The organism is Streptomyces atroolivaceus (assembly GCF_000717025.1).
GTDB classification, from domain to species: domain Bacteria; phylum Actinomycetota; class Actinomycetes; order Streptomycetales; family Streptomycetaceae; genus Streptomyces; species Streptomyces atroolivaceus.
Map to the genome: position 1 here is coordinate 242,747 of NZ_JNXG01000008.1, position 16,255 is coordinate 259,001.

The 16,255-nt window shown below is 70.7% G+C and carries 16 protein-coding genes; 3 read left to right on the top strand and 13 right to left on the bottom strand.

What is annotated here, in order from left to right:
- Positions 1-40 precede the first annotated feature (40 nt).
- The 5 genes from OO67_RS18585 to OO67_RS18605 form a co-directional block, all read right to left on the bottom strand.
- On the bottom strand, positions 41-1,708 hold the full coding sequence (locus OO67_RS18585) for a bifunctional uroporphyrinogen-III C-methyltransferase/uroporphyrinogen-III synthase (protein ID WP_033301720.1): 1,668 nt from the start codon (positions 1,706-1,708) through the stop codon (positions 41-43).
- The gene (hemC, locus tag OO67_RS18590) at positions 1,705-2,691 is read right to left on the bottom strand and encodes a hydroxymethylbilane synthase (protein ID WP_033301722.1); all 987 of its coding nucleotides are present in this window, start codon (positions 2,689-2,691) and stop codon (positions 1,705-1,707) included. The genes OO67_RS18585 and hemC overlap by 4 nt, the downstream gene beginning before the upstream one ends.
- A complete protein-coding gene (locus tag OO67_RS18595; protein ID WP_033301723.1) occupies positions 2,688-4,181 on the bottom strand; it encodes a glutamyl-tRNA reductase in 1,494 nt (497 codons plus the stop codon). The genes hemC and OO67_RS18595 overlap by 4 nt, the downstream gene beginning before the upstream one ends.
- Positions 4,178-4,963: a redox-sensing transcriptional repressor Rex gene (locus tag OO67_RS18600; RefSeq protein WP_033301725.1), complete on the bottom strand. Its 786-nt coding sequence runs from the start codon at positions 4,961-4,963 to the stop codon at positions 4,178-4,180. Before OO67_RS18600 ends, OO67_RS18595 begins: the two co-directional genes overlap by 4 nt.
- Before the next feature lie 285 nt (positions 4,964-5,248).
- Positions 5,249-5,524, bottom strand: a complete 276-nt coding sequence (locus OO67_RS18605; RefSeq protein ID WP_033301726.1) for a glutaredoxin family protein — start codon at positions 5,522-5,524, stop codon at positions 5,249-5,251.
- Between the two features lie 144 nt (positions 5,525-5,668).
- On the opposite strand from OO67_RS18605, the gene OO67_RS18610 reads away from it, so the two are divergent.
- The 3 genes from OO67_RS18610 to OO67_RS18620 all read left to right on the top strand — a co-directional run bounded on the left by OO67_RS18610 (position 5,669) and on the right by OO67_RS18620 (position 9,180).
- Positions 5,669-6,610: an HAD family hydrolase gene (locus OO67_RS18610; protein WP_033301728.1), complete on the top strand. Its 942-nt coding sequence runs from the start codon at positions 5,669-5,671 to the stop codon at positions 6,608-6,610.
- Between the two features lie 378 nt (positions 6,611-6,988).
- Positions 6,989-7,774 (top strand): ECF subfamily RNA polymerase sigma factor, BldN family, encoded by a 786-nt coding sequence (locus OO67_RS18615; protein WP_033301729.1) that lies wholly within the window; start codon positions 6,989-6,991, stop codon positions 7,772-7,774.
- 209 nt (positions 7,775-7,983) lie between these two features.
- Positions 7,984-9,180 carry a DUF5667 domain-containing protein gene (locus tag OO67_RS18620; RefSeq protein WP_033301730.1) on the top strand — a complete coding sequence of 399 codons (1,197 nt, stop codon included), beginning with the start codon at positions 7,984-7,986 and terminating at the stop codon, positions 9,178-9,180.
- Between the two features lie 74 nt (positions 9,181-9,254).
- Here the strand turns inward: OO67_RS18620 and OO67_RS18625 are convergent, their stop codons facing one another.
- The 8 genes from OO67_RS18625 to OO67_RS18655 form a co-directional block, all read right to left on the bottom strand.
- Positions 9,255-10,301, bottom strand: a complete 1,047-nt coding sequence (locus OO67_RS18625) for a lysophospholipid acyltransferase family protein (protein ID WP_033301731.1) — start codon at positions 10,299-10,301, stop codon at positions 9,255-9,257.
- A gap of 16 nt (positions 10,302-10,317) precedes the next feature.
- Positions 10,318-11,388 (bottom strand): NAD-dependent epimerase/dehydratase family protein, encoded by a 1,071-nt coding sequence (locus OO67_RS18630; RefSeq protein ID WP_033301802.1) that lies wholly within the window; start codon positions 11,386-11,388, stop codon positions 10,318-10,320.
- A gap of 249 nt (positions 11,389-11,637) precedes the next feature.
- The gene (locus OO67_RS36825; protein ID WP_003948845.1) at positions 11,638-11,736 is read right to left on the bottom strand and encodes a 30S ribosomal protein bS22; all 99 of its coding nucleotides are present in this window, start codon (positions 11,734-11,736) and stop codon (positions 11,638-11,640) included.
- Positions 11,737-11,846: 110 nt separating this feature from the next.
- Positions 11,847-12,059, bottom strand: coding sequence for a helix-turn-helix domain-containing protein (locus OO67_RS18635; RefSeq protein ID WP_014046653.1), 213 nt, complete (start codon positions 12,057-12,059; stop codon positions 11,847-11,849).
- 128 nt (positions 12,060-12,187) lie between these two features.
- On the bottom strand, positions 12,188-13,003 hold the full coding sequence (locus tag OO67_RS18640) for a phosphatase (RefSeq protein WP_033301732.1): 816 nt from the start codon (positions 13,001-13,003) through the stop codon (positions 12,188-12,190).
- A 98-nt stretch (positions 13,004-13,101) separates the two neighbouring features.
- A complete protein-coding gene (locus OO67_RS18645; RefSeq protein WP_033301804.1) occupies positions 13,102-14,274 on the bottom strand; it encodes an acetoin utilization protein AcuC in 1,173 nt (390 codons plus the stop codon).
- Positions 14,243-15,448, bottom strand: a complete 1,206-nt coding sequence (locus OO67_RS18650; protein ID WP_033301733.1) for an MFS transporter — start codon at positions 15,446-15,448, stop codon at positions 14,243-14,245. Before OO67_RS18650 ends, OO67_RS18645 begins: the two co-directional genes overlap by 32 nt.
- A 42-nt stretch (positions 15,449-15,490) precedes the next feature.
- Complete coding sequence (locus OO67_RS18655; RefSeq protein ID WP_033301734.1) at positions 15,491-16,138, bottom strand: HAD family hydrolase; 648 nt, start codon at positions 16,136-16,138, stop codon at positions 15,491-15,493.
- Positions 16,139-16,255: the final 117 nt, after the last annotated feature.

Here is a 16,255-nt window from a genome sequence, read left to right on the forward strand (position 1 = left end):
CGCGAGGAAGCAGCCGGGCCCGCACATCCGTTCCGACCTGTCAGGTCGTCGACCTGCGACGCCGCGCACCCGGGCGCCGCTCGCTCGGCCGGGTCACCGGGTCACCGGCCTCCTTGGCCGCGTCCCGGCGCTGCGCGCCGAAGTCCGCCAGCGCCTGGGCCAGCTTGTGGACCGAGGGCTCCGGCGACAGCACGTCGACCCGCAGGCCGTGCTCCTCGGCGGTCTTCGCCGTGGCGGGACCGATGCACGCGATCACCGTCACGTTGTGCGGCTTGCCCGCGATACCGACGAGGTTGCGGACGGTCGAGGACGAGGTGAAGAGCACCGCGTCGAAACCGCCGCCCTTGATCGCCTCCCGGGTCTCGGCCGGCGGCGGCGAGGCGCGGACCGTGCGGTACGCGGTGACGTCGTCGACCTCCCAGCCCAGCTCGATGAGGCCCGCCACCAGAGTCTCGGTGGCGATGTCCGCACGCGGCAGGAACACCCGGTCGATCGGGTCGAAGACCGGGTCGTACGGCGGCCAGTCCTCCAGCAGACCCGCGGCCGACTGCTCACCCGACGGCACGAGATCCGGCTTCACACCGAAGTCGATCAGCGCTGCGGCGGTCTGCTCGCCGACCGCCGCGACCTTGATCCCGGCGAAGGCACGGGCGTCGAGCCCGTACTCCTCGAACTTCTCCCGCACGGCCTTCACCGCGTTGACCGAGGTGAACGCGATCCACTCGTAACGGCCCGTGACCAGACCCTTGACCGCGCGCTCCATCTGCTGGGGCGTACGCGGCGGCTCGACGGCGATCGTCGGAACCTCGTGCGGCACGGCACCGTACGAACGCAGCTGGTCGGAGAGCGACGCCGCCTGCTCCTTCGTGCGCGGCACGAGCACCTTCCAGCCGAACAGCGGCTTGGACTCGAACCACGCGAGCTGGTCGCGCTGGGCGGCGGAGCTGCGCTCCCCGACCACGGCTATCACGGGCAGGTGCCCGTCCGGCGACGGCAGGACCTTGGCCTGCTTGAGGACCTGGGCGATCGTCCCGAGGGTCGCCGTCCAGGTGCGCTGGCGGGTCGTCGTCCCGGCGATCGTGACCGTGAGCGGGGTGTCCGGCTTGCGTCCGGCCGAGACCAGCTCACCGGCGGCCGCGGCCACCGAGTCGAGGGACGCGGACACGACGGCCGTCGCGTCGCTCGCACCGACCTCGGACCAGCAGCGGTCCGACGCCGTACGCGCGTCGACGAAACGCACATCGGCGCCCTGCGCGTCGCGCAGCGGCACACCGGCGTACGCGGGCACACCGACCGCGTTCGCGATGCCGGGCACGACCTCGAAAGGCACACCCGCGGCAGCGCAGGCGAGCATCTCGGCACCCGTGTTGCCGTCCAGGCCGGGGTCGCCCGTGACAGCACGGACCACCCGCCTCCCGCCCTTCGCTGCCTCCATGACAAGATTGGCGGCATCCCTGAGGACGGGTACTCCGGCGGGTGTTGACGCCACGTCAACAACCGTCATCTCAGGCGTGCTTACCCCTGCCCGTGCATGGCAGCGGACGACGTCGAGAACCTCGGGTTCGGCGACAAGGACGTCCGCGCTCGCAAGCGCCTCGACGGCGCGCAGAGTCAGCAGTCCCGGGTCGCCGGGACCGGCGCCGAGGAAGGTGACATGCCCTGAGGACAGGACAGGGAAGTCGGATACGACAGGGCCGGTGGGGCTCAAAGTGCTCGCTCCCCCATAAGACCGGCCGCACCCTTGGCGAGCATCTCGGCCGCGAGCTCGCGACCGAGGGCCGCCGCGTCGTCGTGCGACGTGGGGACGGGACCGGTGATGGACAGCTGCACCAGGGAAGTGCCGTCGGTCGAACCGACGACACCGCGCAGGCGCAGTTCGTTGACAACCTGCCCGTCGGCCAAGAGGTCGGCCAGCGCACCCACAGGTGCGGAACAGCCGGCCTCCAGGGCGTTGAGCAGGGCGCGCTCGGCGGTCACGGCGACCCGGGTGTACGGGTCGTCGAGCTCGGCGAGCGCTGCGGCGAGGTCCGCGCTGCTTTCAGCGCATTCGATCGCCAGTGCTCCCTGGCCGGGAGCAGGCAGGACGGTGTCGACCGGCAGGAAGCCGGTCACCTCGTCCGTGCGTCCGAGGCGGCTGAGCCCGGCGGCGGCGAGAACCACCGCGTCCAGCTCCCCGCTTCGTACAAAACCAATGCGCGTATCCACGTTGCCGCGGATCGCGACGGTCTCTATCTCGAGTCCGTGCGAGCGGGCGTACGCGTTGAGCTGCGCCATACGGCGCGGCGAACCGGTGCCGATCCGGGCATCGGGCGGCAACTGCTCGAAGGCCAGCCCGTCCCGGGCCACCAGCGCGTCGCGCGGGTCCTCACGCACCGGCACGGCGGCCAGGACGAGACCCTCGGGCTGCGTGGTCGGCAGGTCCTTGAGCGAGTGGACGGCGAAGTCCACCTCACCGCTCAGCAGCGCCTCGCGCAGGGCGGCGACGAACACACCGGTCCCGCCGATCTGCGCCAGGTGCTCCCGGGAGACGTCCCCGTACGTGGTGATCTCGACGAGCTCGACGGCACGCCCGGTCACCTCGCGGACAGCATCGGCGACCATGCCGGACTGCGCCATGGCGAGCTTGCTGCGCCGGGTGCCTAGCCGGAGCGGTGTGGTGGTTCCCCCGCCCAGGGGTGAGTTGTCGGTCATGACCGCCCTCTATTCGGGTCGTTCAGGTCGGCCCGTGAGACGGCGGCCACCGTCTGCGGGTCGAGGTCGAAGAGTTCCCGCAGCGCATCGGCGTACCCGGCGCCGCCGGGCTCGCTCGCGAGCTGCTTGACCCGCACGGTGGGCGCGTGCAGGAGCTTGTCGACGACGCGGCGCACGGTCTGCGTGATCTCGGCGCGCTGCTTCACGTCCAGGTCGGGGAGGCGTCCGTCGAGCCGCGCGATCTCGCCGGCCACCACATCGGCGGCCATGGTGCGCAGAGCCACGACGGTCGGAGTGATGTGGGCCGCCCGCTGGGCGGCTCCGAAGGCGGCGACCTCGTCGGTCACGATGGTGCGCACCTGGTCCACATCGGCGGCCATCGGGGCGTCCGCGGACGCCTCGGCGAGCGACTCGATGTCGACGAGGCGCACACCGGCGACGCGGTGGGCCGCTCCGTCGATGTCACGCGGCATCGCGAGGTCGAGCAGGTACAGGCGGGCGGGGCCGGTGACGGCCGGCCGCACGGGCACCCGGCGCACGGCCCGGTCCTGAGCGGCAGCCGTGGCGGAACCGTTCTCCACCCACGCGGCGTGCTGGTCCAGCGCGTCGGGGGCGGCGGCCGCGGGGGCCTCCGGGGCATGGCCGGCGGTGGCGAAGTCGACGCCGAGCGCGGCGGCGACGGCCTCCGCGGTCAGGACGAGCCCCGTCGCACCGGTGCAGGACACGACGACATCGGCACGTGCCAGTTCGTGCTGGACACCCGCCATCTCCACGGCGCGCACCGTCGGGACACCCGCCTGGCCGAGGATCTCGACCAACCGGTCGGCACGGGACATGGTGCGGTTCGCGACGACGATCTCCTCGACGCCCGCCCGGGCCAGGGTGGCCGCCGCGAGCGAGGACATCGAGCCCGCGCCGATCACCAGCGCGCGCTTGCCCGCCGCCCACTCGGGCACCTCGGCCCCGTCGGCCAGCTGCTCGAGACCGAAGGTGACGAGCGACTGCCCGGCCCGGTCGATCCCGGTCTCGCTGTGGGCGCGCTTCCCGACCCGGAGAGCCTGCTGGAAGAGGTCGTTCAGCAGACGGCCCGCCGTGTGGAGCTCCTGCCCCAGCGCGAGCGCGTCCTTGATCTGGCCGAGGATCTGGCCCTCGCCGACGACCATCGAGTCCAGCCCGCACGCCACCGAGAAGAGGTGGTGGACGGCGCGGTCCTCGTAGTGCACATAAAGATAAGGAGTGAGCTCGTCCAGCCCGACCCCGCTGTGCTGCGCGAGCAGCGTCGACAGCTCGGCGACACCCGCGTGGAACTTGTCCACGTCCGCGTACAGCTCGATGCGGTTGCACGTGGCCAGGACGGTGGCCTCGGTCGCGGGCTCCGCGGCGAGGGTGTCCTGAAGCAGCTTCGTCCGGGCCTCGGCCGCCAGGGACGCCCGCTCCAGTACGGAGACGGGGGCACTGCGGTGGCTCAGCCCTACGACCAGGAGACTCATGCCGGCATCACGGCGGGCATGTCCCCGTCAGGTCCCTTCCGGCCGGTGGGGGTGGCGCGCATCGGCGGCGCCTCGTCGGCGTCGGTGTCCACGGGCGCCCTGCCGTCGGCAGCGGCCTCCTCGCCGGCCTTGCGCTGCTCGTGGAAGGCGAGGATCTGCAGCTCGATCGAGAGATCGACCTTGCGCACGTCCACACCGTCGGGCACGGAGAGCACCGTCGGCGCGAAGTTCAGGATCGAGGTCACACCCGCGGCGACGAGCCGGTCGCAGACCTGCTGGGCCGCACCGGGCGGGGTGGTGATGACACCGATGGACACACCGTTCTCACTGATGATCCGGTCCAGGTCATCGGTGTGCTGGACGGCGATCCCCGCCACGGGCGTACCCGCCATGGCGGGGTCGGCGTCGATCAGCGCGGCGACCCGGAAACCACGGGAGGCGAAGCCGCCGTAGTTCGCGAGGGCGGCGCCGAGGTTACCGATACCGACGATCGCGACCGGCCAGTCCTGGGTGAGCCCGAGTTCGCGGGAGATCTGGTAGACGAGATACTCGACGTCGTACCCGACACCACGGGTGCCGTAGGACCCCAGATAGCTGAAGTCCTTGCGCAGCTTGGCGGAATTGACTCCCGCCGCGGCGGCGAGTTCCTCGGAGGAGACCGTGGGAACCGAGCGCTCGGAGAGCGCTGTCAGTGCGCGGAGGTACAGCGGAAGCCTGGCGACGGTGGCCTCGGGAATTCCTCGGCTACGGGTCGCCGGTCGGTGAGTTCGGCCAGTTGCCACGGTGCTCCTGCGGGATGAGCGGGGCTGCAGGCGGCCGTATGTCCTATGACCGCCCCGTCCACAGCAGGCTATGTCTTTGTGAACGCGTGCACAAAGATGGTGTCCGTTTTGTCTGGTCAAAGTGACCGGGGTCACGCATATTCCCTGCGCGATCCCGGAACCCGGGACGCCATCAGCCCGTTGCGGGCCCGAAGGGGGCAAGACGGTACACACTCCTCATGTCCACGCCCCCGAGACCACTCAAAACGCCCATGATGTTATCCGGGTTTCACCGGGGAAGCCCCCTTACGTACGCAGTGCCGTGCGCAGCCTCGCGGGGTCCACCCGCCAGAAGGTGTGCTGTTCGTCATCGATCAGGACCACCGGGATCTGCTCCCAGTACTCCTTGTACAGCGCCTCGTCCCGCGTGATGTCCTTCTCCACCCAGGACGCGCCGGTCTCCTCGCAGACCGCGCTCACCACCGTCCGCGCCTCCTCGCAGAGGTGACACCCCGGCTTCCCCACGAGGGTCACCACCCGGTCCGCGGGCTTCTTCTTCGTACGACGCAGCAGAGCACTCATACCTTCATTCTGCGCCTGCCGCCGGGCCCCTCCGGAGCCGGCGGGCGAGCGGAATCACCCGTTTAACGCCCCGGCCCCGGAGAGTTCACGCCGCCGCATCCCGCCGGGTCGGGCAGAGCCGGACGGAATGGTTATGCTCACGCCATGGCCGCTCTTGGATGGCTCACCCCCCGCAGGCGCCCCGCCACGGCACGCAGCGTGCTCGCAGGCGAGGCCGCAGCCGAGGCCGCGCGGAAGTCGGCGCTTCCGGACGGCACCGAAGAGCTGCCGGCCCTCCACGAAGGCGCGCGGGAGCCCGTGTTCCCGGTGGCCGGGGACGCGCGGGCCGCCGCCTTCTTCGACCTCGACAACACCGTGATGCAGGGCGCGGCGATCTTCCACTTCGGCCGGGGCCTGTACAAGCGGAAGTTCTTCGAGCGCCGGGAACTGACCAGGTTCGCCTGGCAGCAGGCCTGGTTCAGGCTGGCCGGCGTCGAGGACCCGGAACACATGCAGGACGCCCGCGACAGCGCCCTGTCCATCGTCAAGGGCCACCGCGTCTCCGAGCTGATGTCCATCGGCGAGGAGATCTACGACGAGTACATGGCCGACCGCATCTGGCCCGGCACCCGCGCCCTGGCCCAGGCGCACCTCGACGCGGGCCAGAGGGTCTGGCTGGTCACCGCCGCCCCGGTGGAGACCGCCACGATCATCGCCCGCCGCCTCGGCCTCACCGGCGCCCTCGGCACCGTCGCCGAGTCGGTCGACGGCGTCTACACCGGCCGGCTGGTCGGTGAGCCCCTGCACGGCCCGGCCAAGGCCGAGGCCGTACGCGCACTGGCCGCGGCCGAGGGCCTGGACCTGGAGCGCTGCGCGGCGTACAGCGACTCGCACAACGACATCCCGATGCTGTCCCTGGTCGGCCACCCGTACGCGATCAACCCGGACTCCAAACTCCGCAAGCACGCCCGCTCCCTGGACTGGCGGCTGCGCGACTACCGGACCGGCCGCAAGGCGGCCAAGGTCGGCATCCCGGCCGCGGCGGGCGTCGGCGCCCTGGCCGGCGGCACGGCCGCCGCCGTGGCGCTCCACCGCCGCCGCCGCTGACCCCTCACCCCGAATCCGTACACCCGTCCCCTTCACGGGGGGCGCGATCGGCATGCCGGGACGTACGCCCATTCGGGAGCGGAACAGCGGGCACGGGCACCCATCGCTCCGGCCAGTCGCGTTACGTCCGGGCGACCACAACCCGTCGCCGCCGACGACAGATCCCGAAGCTATTCGATCAATTACCGGTCACGATATACACCCCAAACCGTCACTTAGAGGTTAGGGAAGCGACGTAATCGGTGATTTGAGCAACTGGGTGTAGCGCCGCCTGTACGAAGCGTTATTCTCCTCAGACGCACAAGGAGCCCGCCACCCGCTACCACGAGTGACGGTTTTCGAACTGCACGTGATGGAAGCTCTGCCTCTGGGAGTCCCGTGTACCCACACGTCGGGGTTGACACCTCGGGCCTGGCTACGCTGCGCGCAACGGTCCTCGACCACTTGCGCGGCTTCGTCCCCACCGCGTACGCCGTCCCCCAATTTGCCACCCCTGTACCTGCCGGCCCTTGCTATGCGCTGGCCGAACGCAGCGCTGCCGTCGGAAGACGCAGCAACCGCGGCACCGCGGCCGCTGCGTCGTCGGCTCCCGTCCGCCGTCCGACAGCCGACAGCGACAGCGCGCGCATGATGGATCTCGTCGAGCGCGCGCAGGCCGGTGAGGCCGAGGCCTTCGGCCGCCTGTACGACCAGTACAGCGACACCGTGTACCGGTACATCTACTACCGCGTGGGAGGCAAGGCGACAGCGGAGGACCTCACGAGCGAGACGTTCCTGCGCGCACTGCGCCGTATCTCCACCTTCACCTGGCAGGGCCGCGATTTCGGCGCCTGGCTGGTCACGATCGCTCGGAATCTGGTCGCCGACCACTTCAAATCCAGTCGTTTCCGACTGGAAGTGACCACCGGCGAGATGCTCGACGCCAACGAGGTCGCGCGGAGCCCGGAGGACTCCGTCCTGGAATCCCTCTCCAACGCCGCGCTGCTGCAAGCCGTACGCCGGCTCAACCCGCAGCAGCAGGAGTGCGTGACCCTGAGATTCCTGCAAGGGCTCTCGGTCGCGGAGACCGCCCGGGTCATGGGAAAGAACGAGGGCGCGATCAAAACCTTGCAGTACCGGGCAGTGCGTACGCTCGCACGGCTCCTGCCGGACGACGCCCGCTGACGTCACCATCCGTGACGTGTCCGTGACACACCGATCGGATCATCCTCAGTCCGTAACCCAACTGCCGCGCCACTCGTTGTGCCGGATGCAGGCCCCCTGTCGCCACACCTGACCGTTTCCACTCGCTCGATCGTGTGGAAACGTCTCCGGTGGGCAACCTTCCGGACCCTCAGGGGAGTCGACCGTCATGACGAGAGGAGGTGCCGCCAGTGATCGCAAACGTTTCGGCACACCGGCGGGCGAACGCCTTCGCCCAGGCCCTGGAGGAGCAGTCCCCCCAGGGTGCGGCGGCCGTACAGCCCGAGGACCCGGCCCAACCGGCCGACCACGGAACGCTGTTGGCCCTGGCGAACGGCCTCGGTGAGCTACCGGCGCCGCAATTCGATCCCGAGGTCAAAGTGGTGCAACGAGCCCAGCTCGTCGCGGCCATGGAGACCATGTTCGCCGAAGGCGGTGCGTCCACGGGCCCTACGGTGCCCGAACAGCGGAGCAAGGGAGCCCACCGGGCCTCCCCGATCCGGAGGCTGCGTCCCCGCTCCCGCTGGGCGAAGGGCCTCACCGCGGGCGGGCTCACGGTCGGTGTGGCCGCGGGAGCATTCGGCGGAGTGGCCGCTGCCAGTTCCGACGCCCTGCCGGGTGATTCCCTCTACCCGCTCAAGCGCGGCATGGAGGACATCAGTCTCGGCATGGCCGACGGCGACGCCGACCGCGGCGAGGTCTACCTCGACCAGGCGTCGACACGTCTCAGCGAGGCCCGCCGGCTCATGGAGCGGGGCCGCTCGGGCGCCCTGGACCACGAATCGATCGGCGAGGTCAGACGCGCACTCGACGGCATGACGCACGACGCCACCGAGGGCCACCGCCTGCTCCACACCGCCTATCAGCGCGACGGTTCCCTCGGCCCCATCCAGACACTGGACTCCTTCTCCCGCTCGCACCGCGCGACCTGGAGCAGCCTCCGCGACCGGCTGCCCGTCCAGCTGACCGACATCAGCGACAAGGTCAGCTCCGTCTTCGAGGCCATGGACCAGGAAGTCGCACCACTGAAATCCCTGCTGCCCCGCACACCGGGCACCGAGGAGGGCGCGCCGCCCGCCGGCTCCACACAGGAGGACCGGGACTCGTCGGCCCCGGACCGCAAGGCACCTTCCCCCTCCGCCACCCCGCAGGACAGCCCGTCCACCAGCACCGCGCCCAAGCCGTCCGGCTCCGGCAGCAGCCCGGCCGACGGCCTGCTCGACGGCGGTACGGGCGACCTGCTGGAAGACCTCCCGACGGACGGCACCACCCCGTCGTCCCCGGGCGGGACGTCCGGCGCGACCCCCGCACCCGACGTCACCCTCCCGCCGCTGCTCCCGGGCCTCCTGCCCGGCTTGGGCATCGACGGCGAGAACGTCGAGCCCTGACGGCAACCGCACGAGGAGGGGGCCGTCCCGACCGGACGGCCCCCTCCTCGTGCGCCGCACCGGCGGAAGTGCCGTCAGAAGAAGACCGACCGGCGCTGCACCAGCAGCTTGTACAGCGTGTGCTGGATCTGCTCCCGCACCTGGTCCGTCAGGTTGAACATCAGCATCGGGTCCTCCGCCGCCTCCGGCGGATACCCGTCCGTGGGGATCGGGTCCCCGAACTGGATCGTCCACTTCGTCGGCAACGGCAGTGCACCCAGCGGCCCCAGCCACGGAAAGGTCGGCGTGATCGGGAAGTACGGAACCCCCAGGACCCGGGCCAGGGTCTTCGAGTTGCCGATCATCGGGTAGATCTCCTCCGCGCCCACGATCGAGCACGGCACGATCGGCACCCCGGCCCGCAGCGCCGTGGACACGAACCCGCCCCGCCCGAAGCGCTGCAGCTTGTACCGCTCGCCGAACGGCTTGCCGATGCCCTTGAAGCCCTCCGGCATGACCCCGACGACCTCACCACCCTGGAGCAGCCGCTCCGCGTCCTCCGCGCAGGCAAGGGTGTGCCCGGCCTTCCTCGCCAGCTCGTTGACCACCGGAAGCATGAAGACGAGGTCGGCCGCGAGCAGCCGCAGATGCCGCTCCGCCGGGTGGTTGTCGTGGACGGCGACCTGGAGCATCAGCCCGTCGAGCGGCAGGGTGCCGGAGTGGTTGGCCACGATGAGCGCCCCGCCGTCGGACGGGATGTTCTCGATGCCCTTCACCTCGACCCGGAAGTACTTGTCCGCGAGCGGCCTCAGCATCGACATGAGGACCTGGTCGGTCAGCTCCTTGTCGTAGCCGAACTCGTCGACGTCGTAATCACCCGTCAGCCGGCGCCGCAGAAACGCCAGCCCCCCGGCGATCCGCCGGTCCCAGCCGCTCCCGGGGCCGCCCGTGCCGTCCTGGGAGGCGTCACCGACAGCCTCAGCGGCCCCTTCCGGCACCTGGCCGCCCGGCAGGGCGCTCACAGGTGCGGGACCGGCCGGGGCGGGCCCTTGGGCCCGCCCACCCGGCAGCACACCTCTGCGCCGCCCCGCGCCGGAGCGCGAACGGTCGTCGTCGAAGGGAATGACCTTGGCGTCCGCCATCGTCGGTCGCGCTCCTCTACCTGGCGCTGTGCGTCGAATGTGTCGTACCCGCCGGTCCCCCGCCGGACGGCAGCTCGGCCAGCCTCCCGACCGCCCTCGCCACCCGCTCGGGAGGCAGCAGCCCCGGCCCCCGGCTCCGCGCGAACTCCGCGAACGTCTCGGCCGTCGTGAACTTCGGCCGGAAACCCAGCGTCTCGCGCATCTGCACGGTCGAGACCACCCTGCCGTGCGTGAGCAGACGGATCTGCTCCGGGGAGAAGTCCGTCATGCCGATCGTACGGAGCGCCGACCCCACCCACGTGACGGCCGGCAGCAGCAACGGCACGGTCGGCCGGCCAAGCCTGCGCGAGCACTGCGAGAGCAGCAGCACACCGTCGCCCGCGATGTTGAACGTGCCGCTGTTCAGCGTGCCGCGCCTGGGTTCGCGGGAGGCGATCTCCAGTACGTCGACGACGTCGTCCTCGTGGACGAACTGCAGCCGCGGGTCGTACCCGAGGACCGTCGGCAGGACCGGCAGCGACAGGTAGTCGGCGAGCGGCGAGTCCGGCTCGGGGCCCAGGATGTTGGCGAACCTCAGCACGCACACGGCCACGTCCGGCCTGCGGCGGGCGAACCCGCGCACATATCCCTCGACCTCCACCGCGTCCTTGGCGAAACCGCCGCTGGGCAGGGACTTGGGCGGCGTCGTCTCGGTGAAGACCGCGGGGTCGCGGGGAGCCGACCCGTACACGTTGGTGCTGGACTTGACCACGAGCCGCTGAACGGCCGGAGACTTCTGGCAGGCGCCGAGCAACTGCATCGTGCCGATGACGTTGGTCTCCTTGACCGTCGTCCGGCCACCCGCGCCGACCGCCTTCGCCGACACGTCCAGATGGACGACCGTGTCGACGGAGTACTCCGCCAGGACCCTGGCGATCGCCGACTGCCGGATGTCCGCCAGGACGAATGCGGCGTCGCCCAGCTCATGCTCCGGCGCGACCGCGTCCACGGCGATCACCCGGTCCACACCGGGGTCACGCTGGATACGCCGCACGAAACGGCCCCCCAGCTGCCGGGCCGCGCCTGTGACGAGCACGATCTTCCCCAAGATCAGCGCCTTCCGTCGATCGTTCACCGAGCGGGGTCTTCCCCTGGCCGTCACCGTAGCCGGTGGACGTTGCCCTGTGACGACCCCAGGCGGGCTTTACCGAACCGTTGGCGGTAATACCACCGGATCCGCCGCACCGCGCCGCTCGGCACCAGGCCACGGAGAGCGAGCCCGGAAACGAGCCCGGAACGCGCCGAGGCCCTCCCGCCAGGACGGCGGAAGGGCCTCGTACTCACGAACTGCGTTCGCTTACTTCTTGTTGCGACGCTGAACGCGCGTGCGCTTGAGCAGCTTGCGGTGCTTCTTCTTGGCCATCCGCTTGCGCCGCTTCTTGATAACAGAGCCCACGACTACCCTCGCTCACTTCTTCTTCACTGGTGCGGGGCGTCTGGGCCCACACGACCTACGTCGGCCTAGCCTACCCGCCACCGGGTGAGGGACGTAATCCGAGGGCAACGTCAGGCTGACTCCACCCCCACGAAGGACTCACGAAGGTACTCGTGAACCGCTTGCTCCGGGACCCGGAAGGACCTTCCCACCCTGATCGCCGGCAGATGACCGCTGTGCACCAAGCGGTACACGGTCATCTTCGACACCCTCATGACCGAGGCGACTTCCGCCACGGTCAGAAACTTGACCTCGTTGAGAGGCCTCTCACTGCCAGCAGCCATGACCCACCTGCACCTTCCGCACGCGACGCGCACCGGCTTCCCCTCCGGTGACTCTTCGTCGTTGTGCGCTCACTCCCCAGATTAGGGGCGGGTGATGCGAGTGGGGAAGAGGTGAGACGATCGGCCGCCTACTGTGACAGACACGCCCTATTGAGTACATACCGAGTAAGGGGCCGGTAGTAGTCCGACCGCACGCCGTCATCGAGCGGAACGGCGACGGACACCCGCCCCTCCGCCTCACCCACGAACAACGCGGGGTCATCCGTATCGGCCAGCCCGATGGCCTCGATGCCCAGCTGACCTGCTCCGCAGACCCACCCGTGGTCCCCGACCACCAGCTCGGGCAACGCCCCCCGGTCCTCCACGGCCCCCTCCAGCACCGCCCGGACCGGCAGCGGCGAGTGGGTGTGCGCGCCGGTCGCACTCCCGGGAACCCGCACGCCCGGTTCGCGCACCAGCGCGACACCCCGTACGTAGTCGAGGTTGTACGTGCGTACGCCGAACCGGGTCGTTATGTCGACACATCGGCCCTGCGCGGGGGTGAGCACCGTGCACCCGGCCGCCGACAAAGCGTCTGCGATACCGGCGTAGAACCCGAGCAGCCGGTGCGGATGCCCGGTACCGAACAGCACCGGAGCCCGCCGCTCCGCAGCCCCGGCGAGCCGTTCCGCGAACGCGTCCAGAGCGGCCAGGGTCCGCTCCGGATCGATCACATCAGGACCTGACACATGGCCAGGATCGTCCGACACCCCACACTTGTCGGCCATCAGCCGCAGCAGGTCACGCTCCCCCCAGGCCCGGTCCGGAGCGAGCCCGAGCAGAACCCGGGGGTCCCTCGCCGCGAAAAGCCGGTAACTCCGCAGACTGGTCTCCCGCGGCGTGGCCACGGGCCCGGCGAGCCGGGCCGCCAGCAGATGAGCGCGCAGCGCTCCGGTGCTCAACACCCCCCGATGCTCCCGCACCGGAAGCACCCCCGGGCAGGAACCCGGATACCGCCCCACCGTTGGCGTAACCCACCCTCAGGCGCGGAAGCGCCCCGCCCTCAGGCCAGCAGCCCGCGCAGCGGGAACGCCGCCCGCCGGGTCGCCAGCACCGCCTGGTCCAGCCGGTCCGCCGGGTCGTACCCGTCCTCCCACGGCTGCCACGACGGCACACGGCCGTCCGTCATCCGCGCCGGGCCCAACTGCCGCGTACGGGCGTAGACCTCGTCCCGCCACGACGACGGGACGACCGACTCCGGGTCCACCGGCGCATGGGCGGCGATCCCCACGAGATGGGTCCAGGACCTCGGCACCACGTCCACCACCGCGTACCCGCCCCCGCCCAGCGCCACCCAACGGCCGCCCTCCGCGTGTGCGTGCGCGAGCTCGTGACAGGCCGTCATGACGGCCCGCTGGGCATCCAGCGACACCGCGAGATGCGCCAACGGGTCCTCGAAATGTGTGTCGGCACCGTGCTGGGTCACCAGCACCTGCGGCCGGAAGTCCTCCAGCAGCTCCGGCACCACCGCGTGGAAAGCCCTCAGCCACCCGGCGTCGCCCGTACCCGCCGGCAACGCCACATTGACCGCACCTCCCTCACCCGCCCCGGCACCGGTCTCCTCCGGCCACCCGGTCTGCGGGAACAGCGTGCGCGGGTGCTCGTGCAGGGACACGGTCAGCACCCGGGGGTCCTCCCAGAACGCCGCCTGCACCCCGTCCCCGTGGTGGACGTCCACATCGACGTACGCCACCCGCTCCGCACCCAGCTCCAGCAGCCGGGCGATGGCCAACGCCGGATCGTTGTACACACAGAAGCCCGCGGCAGCCCCCGGCATCGCGTGGTGCAGGCCACCCGTGAAGTTCACGGCATGCGGGCTCTCGCCGCGCCACACGGCCTCCGCGGCCCCCACCGACAGCCCGGCGATCAGCGCGGAGGCCTCGTGCATACCCGCGAAGGCGGGATCGTCGAGGGTCCCGAGCCCGTACGCCTGGTCGGCGGCCCCCGGCTCCGCGGACGCCGCCCGGACCGCCGCCACGTAGTCCTCACGGTGGACGAGCCGCAACGTGGAATCCCCCGCCGACTTGGCCGACCGGACATCCACCGACCCGTCCAGCCCGAACGCCCGCACCAGCCCCATCGTCAGGGCGAGTCTGACCGGATCCATGGGGTGACCGGACCCGAAGTCGTATCCCGTTACTGCCTCATCCCACATCAGCTGCGCGCGCCCGCTCATGCCCGCCACCGTATCGGGCGGGTTCCTCGCCGAACGACCGGGCGTACACGAGCGTCGCCAGGACCAGGACCATGGGCACGAGCATCGCGCCCCGGTAGCTCCACGCGTCCCCGAGCGCCCCCACGAGCGGCGACCCCACGAGGAACCCCACGTAGTTGAAGACGTTCAGCCGCGCCACCGCCACGTCACTCGCCCCCGGGAACATCCGCCCCGCGGCAGCGAAGGTCTGCGGCACGATCACACAGAGCCCCAGCCCCAGCAGCGTGAAGCCGAGCATCCCCCACCACGCCCCGGGTGCCACAGCCACCACCGCGAACCCCACGGCCGCCAGCACACTGCCGCCCCGCACCACGGCCACCGCCCCGAACCGGCGCACCCCGAGGTCACCGACGGCCCGCCCCAGCAGAGTGGTCACCATGTAGACGTTGTACGGAACCGTCGCCAGCTGCTCCGAGCTGCCCAGCACGTCCTGCAGGTACTTCGCGCTCCAGTTGGAGACCGTCGAGTCCCCGATGTACGCGAACGCCATGACGAGGCAGAGCGGCAGCAGCAGCCGCCACGGCACGGACGCGCCCCGGGCGGACGCCTCGGCCCCTCTGTCCGGGCCGCCGGCCCTTCCCTCCGTGTACCACCGGCTCCCGACCAGAGCCGCGGGCAGCAGGACGACCACCGCCGGCAGATAGGAGACCAGCAGCGACAGATCCCAGTGCGCCCCGGCCCACGCCATCGACGCCCCGGCGATGCCACCCAGGCTGTACGCCGCGTGGAACCCGAGCATGATGCTGCGCCCGTACACCCGCTGGAGGCTGACACCCATCATGTTCATCGAGGCGTCCAGGGCCCCGACCGCGAGCCCGAAGACGCCGAGCGCCACAGCCACCTGCCACAGCTCGCTGCCGGCGCCCACACCCAGCAGGGCCAGCAGCACGACGGGCTGCGCCCACCTGAGCACGACCCCGGGCCGTAACCGCGCGACGGCCTTCTCGGTGGCCACACTGGCGACCCCCGCCAGGACGGGCACGGCGGCCAGGAAGACGGGCAGCAGCCCGTCGGATATCCCGTACCGGTCCTGAATGGCGGGGATGCGCGTCACGAGCAGTGCGAAGGTCACCCCTTGCACCAGGAAGCTCAGGGCGAGGGAGGCCCTGCCGTACCGCAACCGCGCATCCGTCATGGCCGCGAGCGTAAGGCCCCGGTCTACCGCTGAGTAGATCGGTCAGGCGAGCAGTTTGCGGAGCTGCGACATGTCGGAGAAGTGCCCGGTGACCCCTACGAGCCGGTCCGCCGGCATCATCGAGGTGAATCCGTACACCTCCATCCCGGCCGCCCGTGCCGCCTCGACGCCGAGCGGGCTGTCCTCGATCACGACACACCGGTCGGGGGCGACGCCCATCCGTTCGGCGGCGTGGAGGAACAGGTCGGGGGCCGGCTTGCCCCGCCCCACGTCCTCGGAGCTGAAGATCCACTCCTCTTCGAACCACTGGTCGAGCCCGGTCTTCCGGTGCCCGGCCGCGATCTTCTGGTGGCTTCCGGACGAGGCGACGCAGTACGCCACCCCGTCGGCCACGAGTTCACCCAGCAGTTCCTCGACCCCGTCCACCGCCGCCAGCTGCTCCTCCTGGAACGCGGCGAGAGTGCGGCGGTGCAGCTCCTCGTCGAAGTCCGCGGGGAGCTTCTGGCTCGTCCGCTCGTCCACCAGGTCGTGGACCCGGTGGATGGCGGCCCCCATGTAGTCGCGGAGGGACTCCTCGTACGAGGTGGGGTGACCGAGCTCCGTGAGGTAGCCGGCCAGGACCGTGTTGGAGATCGGCTCACTGTCGACGAGCACGCCGTCGTTGTCGAAGATGACCAGTTCGTAGCGCATGGTTCGACCCTAGACGCTCCGAACGCAGAAAAGCCCCGTGCCACAAGGGCACGGGGCTTTCCCGGAATAATTGTTCGGCGGCGTCCTACTCTCCCACAGGGTCCCCCCTGCAGTACC

What these genes read in the sequence shown, in the direction of transcription:
- OO67_RS18605 (WP_033301726.1), bottom strand. Translation starts at nt 5,524, where the DNA reads ATGAGTGCTCTGCTGCGTCGTACGAAGAAGAAGCCCGCGGACCGGGTG.
- OO67_RS18655 (WP_033301734.1), bottom strand. Translation starts at nt 16,138, where the DNA reads ATGCGCTACGAACTGGTCATCTTCGACAACGACGGCGTGCTCGTCGAC.
- OO67_RS18635 (WP_014046653.1), bottom strand. Translation starts at nt 12,059, where the DNA reads ATGGCTGCTGGCAGTGAGAGGCCTCTCAACGAGGTCAAGTTTCTGACC.
- OO67_RS18610 (WP_033301728.1), top strand. Translation starts at nt 5,669, where the DNA reads ATGGCCGCTCTTGGATGGCTCACCCCCCGCAGGCGCCCCGCCACGGCA.
- OO67_RS18625 (WP_033301731.1), bottom strand. Translation starts at nt 10,301, where the DNA reads ATGGCGGACGCCAAGGTCATTCCCTTCGACGACGACCGTTCGCGCTCC.
- hemC (WP_033301722.1), bottom strand. Translation starts at nt 2,691, where the DNA reads ATGACCGACAACTCACCCCTGGGCGGGGGAACCACCACACCGCTCCGG.
- OO67_RS18650 (WP_033301733.1), bottom strand. Translation starts at nt 15,448, where the DNA reads ATGACGGATGCGCGGTTGCGGTACGGCAGGGCCTCCCTCGCCCTGAGC.
- OO67_RS18595 (WP_033301723.1), bottom strand. Translation starts at nt 4,181, where the DNA reads ATGAGTCTCCTGGTCGTAGGGCTGAGCCACCGCAGTGCCCCCGTCTCC.
- OO67_RS18645 (WP_033301804.1), bottom strand. Translation starts at nt 14,274, where the DNA reads ATGAGCGGGCGCGCGCAGCTGATGTGGGATGAGGCAGTAACGGGATAC.